The 5,690-nt window shown below is 69.8% G+C and carries 6 protein-coding genes; 5 read left to right on the top strand and 1 reads right to left on the bottom strand.

Annotated features, from left to right (window positions below):
• Positions 1–91: 91 nt before the first annotated feature.
• A complete protein-coding gene (locus tag AB0D48_RS36935; protein ID WP_362407590.1) occupies positions 92–676 on the bottom strand; it encodes a helix-turn-helix domain-containing protein in 585 nt (194 codons plus the stop codon).
• A gap of 182 nt (positions 677–858) precedes the next feature.
• Here AB0D48_RS36935 and AB0D48_RS36930 point away from each other — a divergent pair, with 182 nt between their 5' ends.
• The 5 genes from AB0D48_RS36930 to AB0D48_RS36910 form a co-directional block, all read left to right on the top strand.
• On the top strand, positions 859–2,142 hold the full coding sequence (locus AB0D48_RS36930; RefSeq protein ID WP_362407587.1) for an alpha/beta hydrolase: 1,284 nt from the start codon (positions 859–861) through the stop codon (positions 2,140–2,142).
• A gap of 92 nt (positions 2,143–2,234) precedes the next feature.
• Complete coding sequence (locus AB0D48_RS36925) at positions 2,235–3,833, top strand: MFS transporter (protein ID WP_362407584.1); 1,599 nt, start codon at positions 2,235–2,237, stop codon at positions 3,831–3,833.
• Between the two features lie 103 nt (positions 3,834–3,936).
• Positions 3,937–4,617: a 4'-phosphopantetheinyl transferase superfamily protein gene (locus AB0D48_RS36920; protein WP_362407581.1), complete on the top strand. Its 681-nt coding sequence runs from the start codon at positions 3,937–3,939 to the stop codon at positions 4,615–4,617.
• A 136-nt stretch (positions 4,618–4,753) separates the two neighbouring features.
• Positions 4,754–5,590, top strand: a complete 837-nt coding sequence (locus tag AB0D48_RS36915) for an AfsR/SARP family transcriptional regulator (RefSeq protein ID WP_362407578.1) — start codon at positions 4,754–4,756, stop codon at positions 5,588–5,590.
• A gap of 10 nt (positions 5,591–5,600) precedes the next feature.
• A partial coding sequence (locus tag AB0D48_RS36910) for a biotin carboxylase N-terminal domain-containing protein (protein WP_308427085.1) occupies positions 5,601–5,690 on the top strand: 90 nt, incomplete at its 3' end.

Raw genomic sequence — 5,690 nt, 5'->3', positions numbered from 1 at the left:
ACTTTTCACTGTGTACTGACGTGTGCTCTTCCCAGATACGAGGGGGGGCCACCCGCATTGCGCGGATGCCGCCCTCTCGTGCTTTCCGGGGTCAGGAGCGCTTCGGACCGAGGCCGTTGAGCAGTGCGTCCACGACCGCGGCCGCGAGCGTGTCCGGGTCGGTGGAGTTCTCCGCCCGTTCGAGGATCGCCTGCTCGATCAGCGCGTGGTAGACCCGGCGGGCCCAGCCCAGATCGGCGTCCGGGCGCAGCAGGCCGGCCTGCTGCGCCCGCTGCATGAGCAGGTTGCCCTTGGCGAAGATGCGCTCGTGCGCGGCGATGGCGGACGGGTCCCGCAGCTGGGGCTGCCCGACGGTGTACCTCCAGCCGCTCTTGATCTGGATGACGTTCGCGGTGATCTGGTGCAGCGCCACCAGCGGGGGTGCGGTCTCCGGGCGGCCGATGTCGATCGCCTCCTCGACCTGGCGGAAGGCGTGGGCGGCCATGGCGTCGATGAGCGCCTCGCGGGACGCGAAACGACGGTGGACGGTGGTGCGCGCGACGCCGGCGGCCGCCGCGATCTGTCCCAGGCTCGCGGTCGGATCGTCGCCTAGGACGCGCTCGGCCACTTCCAGGATCGTCCGTACGGTGCGCTCGGCGTCCGCGCGCAGCGGGCGCTCTCTCGTTGTCTCGGTCATCTCTTTGAACAGCCTCTCCGTCGTCGCCTGCCGTCAGTGGATGCATCTTCTCGTCCAGTCTAGGTGACACCAAAGTAGCAAGACAACGAGAAAACGCATCACCGATGTTGCATCTAGCGAGTTTCTTGATACTTTGAAGTCGCGGGTCAACGGGAACTCGCAACTACCAAGGAGTGGATGGCATGTCGGAGAACCAGCAGAACTGGACCGAGACGTACGAGTTCGTCGAGGGTTTCCAGGCCTCCGGCCCGGCCCACCTGCAGAAGGTCGGCGTACTCAAGACCGGGCCCGCGGACGCCCGCCGTGTCCTGGTTCTGCTGGGTGGCCGCGAGGGCGGCGCGGGCGTCTTCCGGCACACGGCACGGAGCCTGGCCCGGGCCGCGGACGACCTCCAGGTGTGGGCCGTCGACCCCCGCGAACAGAACCTCGCCGACCTCTCCGCCTTCGCCGGCAGCCCCGAGCAGGCCACCGAGTACTACTTGGGCGGCCACTACCAGGTACAGCAGGCCTCCGACTCGCTCTTCGCCGCGCAGTGGGGCCTGGAAGTCCTCCTCGAGGACGTGCGCCGCGTGGTCCTCGCCGCCTCGGACGGCGGACGGCGCGACGTCGTACTGGGCGGCGTGTCCGTCGGTGCGAGCGCCGCACTCCTCTACGCGGCCTGGGACTTCGACGGAGCCCCCGGACACCGTGACCTGGCCGGCCTGGCCGTCGTCGACGGCGGGGTGCACAACGCCTACGCCGGCGCGGGCATGGAGTTCGCGCTGCCCCTCGACGCCGCCAAGGGCTGGCTCGGCGCGATCGAGAGCGGCGCCGTGTTCGAGAACTTCACCAGCACCACCCTCGGCCTCGGCGACCAGCCCGAGTCGGCCGCCGTCTGGTTCCAGCTCGCGGCCCAGCACGCGCTCGCCGACCCCGACGCCCCGGCCGTCCTCGCCGACCGGCTGCCCGAGGCGGTCCGCACCGACCGCAAGCTCACCAACGCCGGACTGCTCGGCTGGCTCGTCGACGCCCAGCACGTGCACCCCTCGTACTCGGTGCACGCGGGCCGGCTGGAAGACACCGGCGCCTGGACCAACGACGGCCACACCCAGCTGCGGACCGTCGCCGAGGCCTTCGCCGGCCCCCGTCCCGGTGCCTGGGTCTGGTACACCCTCAACCGCGTCATGCTCGACCTGGTCGCCGCGATCGACTTCGCCGAGACCGACGTCACCCGCATGCTCGGCCTGCGCCTGCCGCACGGCCAGGCCATCGACGTGCCGCTGTACACCTTCCAGTCCGGCCTGACCAACGGCACCACCGGCCAGGCCGCCGCGACCGTGACCGCGAACAGCCGCATCCCCGAGATGTCCCTGCACTCCGACAGCGCCCTCACGCACCAGGACGTCGTGTACGCCCGGTGGGAGGACAACCGCTTCCTGCAGACCCTCTCCCAGTTCCTCCGGGAGCTCCCGCGGCGCGCCCACTGATCAGGCGCACCGCCCCAGATCGGGGCGGCAGGGGCCCATCCCCCGCGACCCCTGCCGCCCCTTCCCGACCACCGTGATCAAGGAGAGCTCCGATGGCCGCCGTCGCCACCCCGACCCCGGAGGCACCGCCGCGCGCGGGCCTCACCATCCTCGCCCTGTGCCTGGCAGTTTTCATCGTCCCGTACGGCCTGAGCAGCGCGCCGGTCGCGCTCCCCGCGATCGGTGGGGACCTCGACGCCGGGGTCGTACCGCTGCAGTGGGTCGTCAACGCCTACAACGTGACGGCGGCCAGCTTCATGATGGCGGCCGGTTCGATCGCCGACCGGATCGGCCGCAAGAAGGTGTTCGCCTTCGGCGTGGGTCTCTACGGAGTCTCCGCACTGATGGGCGCGCTCGCGACGAACATCCTGACGCTGGACATCGCACGAGGCGTCGCCGGCGTCGCCGCGGCCGCCATGATGACCGCCGGTGTGTCCGTCATGGCCAACATGTTCCACGGTGCCGCCCGCGCCAAGGCCTTCGCCTTCGTCGGTGTCACCATCGGCGCCGGGCTCGCCATCGGCCCGACCACCTCGGGTCTCCTCGTCTCCGGTCTGGGCTGGCGCTCCATCTTCTGGGTCCAGGTCGCCATCGCCGCAGCGTCCATGGTCGGCCTCAAGCTCATCCAGGAATCCAAGGACCCCGACGCCAACGCCGTCGACTGGGCCGGCACCGTCACCTTCACCCTCGCCCTTTTCTGCTTCACCCTCGCCATCATCGAAGGTCCGCAGTGGGGCTGGGGCAGCGCCGCCGTCCTCGGCCTGCTCGGTGCGTGTGTTCTGCTCCTGGTCGCCTTCGCCGTCGTCGAGCGCCGGCAGCAACACCCGATGTTCGACCTCTCCCTCTTCGCCGAACCCCGCTTCATGGCCGTCAACCTGCTGGCCACCGCCGTCTCCTTCGGTTTCGTCGGCCTGATGGTGCTGCTGCCCTCCTACCTCGTCGGTGCCAACGGCCTCAGCAGCGGTGCGGCCGGCCTGACCATGCTCTTGCTCACCGCCCCGGTACTGCTCTTCCCCCTGGTCGCCGGACGGCTGGTCCAGGCCGGCGTCTCGATGCGGCCCATCCTCAGCGGCAGCCTCGCCCTGGTCGCCGCGGGACTGGCGTGGCTGACCCTCGTCCACCCGGGCATCAGCCTGCTCGGCCTGGCCGGGCCCCTGCTCCTGATCGGCATCGGCATCGGCCTCATCTACGGGCTGATGGACGGTGCGGCCGTCAGCACGGTCGTGCCCGCCAAGGTCGGCATGGCGAGCGGCATGTTCAACACCATCCGGCTCGCCTCCGAAGCGGTCGCCGTGGCCGGCATGGTCGCAGCCCTGGTCTCCCTGGTGCAGTCCCGTATCAGCGACGGCCTGGACCGCTTCGCACAGGGCACCGACCTCGACGCCCGCGGTGTCACCGACAGCGTCACCAGCGGAAACCTCGACGGCCCGGTCGCCCAGGTGCCGACAGCCTCCCGTGACGCCTTCACCGACTTCCTCGGCCAGGGCTACACCGGCGGCTTCCAGACCGTCCTGTGGGTCACGGTGGCGATCTGCCTCGTCAGCGCCGTCGTCCTGCACCTCATCCTCACCGACCGCCCGGCCGACGAGACCCCGGCCACCGCCGACGGCGAACACGCCACCAGCCGCACGGCGGAGCACGCGGCCGTCTGACAGCCGCACGCCCCAGCCGCTGGAACCCCTCGATCGCCCGGTGCTCCCGCACCGGGCGATCTGCGTTCCGGCCCCACGGCCCGGACCCACCCCAGGAGAAGACATGCAGCGCACCTCGAAGCGACCCCTCGCGGCCGCCGTCGTCCAGCTCCCCCTGCCCGATACCGCGCTCGCCGTGTACCCGCCCACCCCCGGCGCCGCAGCGTCGCTGCACGAAGAGGAGGGCCGGCTCCTGCGCCGCCTGCCGCCGGCCCAGCGCCCCGGCTTCGTCGCCGGACGCGCGGCAGCGGGCCGCGCCCTCGCACTCCTCGGCGTCCAGGGCCCGGTCCTCCGCGACGGGCGGCGCCCCCTCTTCCCCCCGGGCACGCGGGGATCCATCAGCCACGCCACCGGCCCCATCGGGGCATCCATCGCCAGTACGCACCTGGACGTGATCGCCGTCGGGATCGACCTGGAACGCACGGACAGGCTCGGACGCGGAGCCGACCGGCTCGTCTGCACGACGCGCGAGCGCTCCTGGATCGCCCGGGCACGCCGCCCCGAGAGCCGCCTCTCCGTCCTGTTCTCCGCCAAGGAAGCCGTCTACAAGGCCCTGCACGGGATCAGCGCCCGGCCACCCGTCTTCCACGACGTGGAGATAGCGCTGGAAGGAAACCGGCTCGACATCCGGCTCGCCCCGGGACTCCTCCAGGAGCACCGCCGGATCGACGGCTGGTTTCAGCTCCTGCCCGGGGAATACGTCCTGACATCGGTCGCCGTCATATCCGGCACACGGACGGAGTGAAGCATTCCGACCGTCGCGCCTACATCGTTCGGCCGGGCTCGAATCAACCTTCGAATCATTTTCTTGTCTTCCGGCCGCACGGCGTGAAAGTGTCGTTCAAGTATCTGGAGGCTGGTTCGGTTCACCTGGGGGAACAGTGCTTCAATTCAACGTTCTCGGACCACTCGCGATAAAACGCGATGGCCGGGAGATAGCCGTACCGCGGGGCCCGAAAGTCCGACAGCTGCTTTCACTTCTGATCCTGCATCCCGGAGCGGTTGTCTCCCATGAATCCCTCATCGACGAACTCTGGAGCAAGGAGCCTCCCAAAACCGCCCTCTCGACGCTCCGCACCCACGTCTATCACCTGCGGAAGATCCTCAGGGAGGAGAGCGGCGGCGCCGCCCTGCCGGGACTGCTCCACACCTGGCCCGCCGGCTACGTCCTGCGGGCAGCACCCGAGCAGGTCGACGCGGAGGCCTTCCGCCGGTGCGCCCGGGAGGGGGAAGCACTGCTCAACACCGGTGAACTGGAAGAGGGCGCGCGAGCGCTCGCCCGCGCGCTGGACCTGTGGAGCGGGGGAGTGCTGACGGACGTCATGTGCGGCCCCGTGCTGACCCAGTACGTCCAGCACCTCGAAGAGGTACACATGCGGGTGCTCCAGCAGCGGATCGGCGCCGAAATGCAGCTCGGTCACCACGGTCATCTCGCGGCAGAGCTGAAAAGCCTCGTGACCCGGCACCCCCTCAACGAATGGCTGCACGGACAACTCATCACCGCGCTCTACCGGAGCGGTCGCAGAGGAGATGCCCTGCAGGCCTATCAGACGTTGCGGGGAATACTGCAGGAAGAACTCGGACTCGACCCTTCCCGCGCCTTGCAGCACATGCAGCGCGTCATTCTCTCCGGGGCCGACGGTGAAACCCTCGCAATGATTCAGAACGGGACACAGCGCTCCCCGTCGACGATATCCCGCCTACCCCAAGCCTGCTGAAGGAACCATCGTGCGCAAGGTGCTCATCGCCAACCGTGGCGAAATCGCTGTCCGCGTTGCCCGGGCCTGCCGGGACGCCGGGATCGCGAGCGTAGCCGTC

It is taken from the genome of Streptomyces sp. NPDC048269, assembly GCF_040652395.1.
Lineage (GTDB): Bacteria > Actinomycetota > Actinomycetes > Streptomycetales > Streptomycetaceae > Streptomyces.
The sequence above is the reverse complement of the archived record's forward strand: the minus strand, read 5'-3'. Positions and strand labels throughout refer to the sequence as shown.

Excerpts from the sequence above, each read along its gene's own strand:
- AB0D48_RS36935 (WP_362407590.1), bottom strand. The coding sequence starts at position 676 with ATGACCGAGACAACGAGAGAGCGCCCGCTGCGCGCGGACGCCGAGCGC.
- AB0D48_RS36930 (WP_362407587.1), top strand. The coding sequence starts at position 859 with ATGTCGGAGAACCAGCAGAACTGGACCGAGACGTACGAGTTCGTCGAG.
- AB0D48_RS36925 (WP_362407584.1), top strand. The coding sequence starts at position 2,235 with ATGGCCGCCGTCGCCACCCCGACCCCGGAGGCACCGCCGCGCGCGGGC.
- AB0D48_RS36920 (WP_362407581.1), top strand. The coding sequence starts at position 3,937 with ATGCAGCGCACCTCGAAGCGACCCCTCGCGGCCGCCGTCGTCCAGCTC.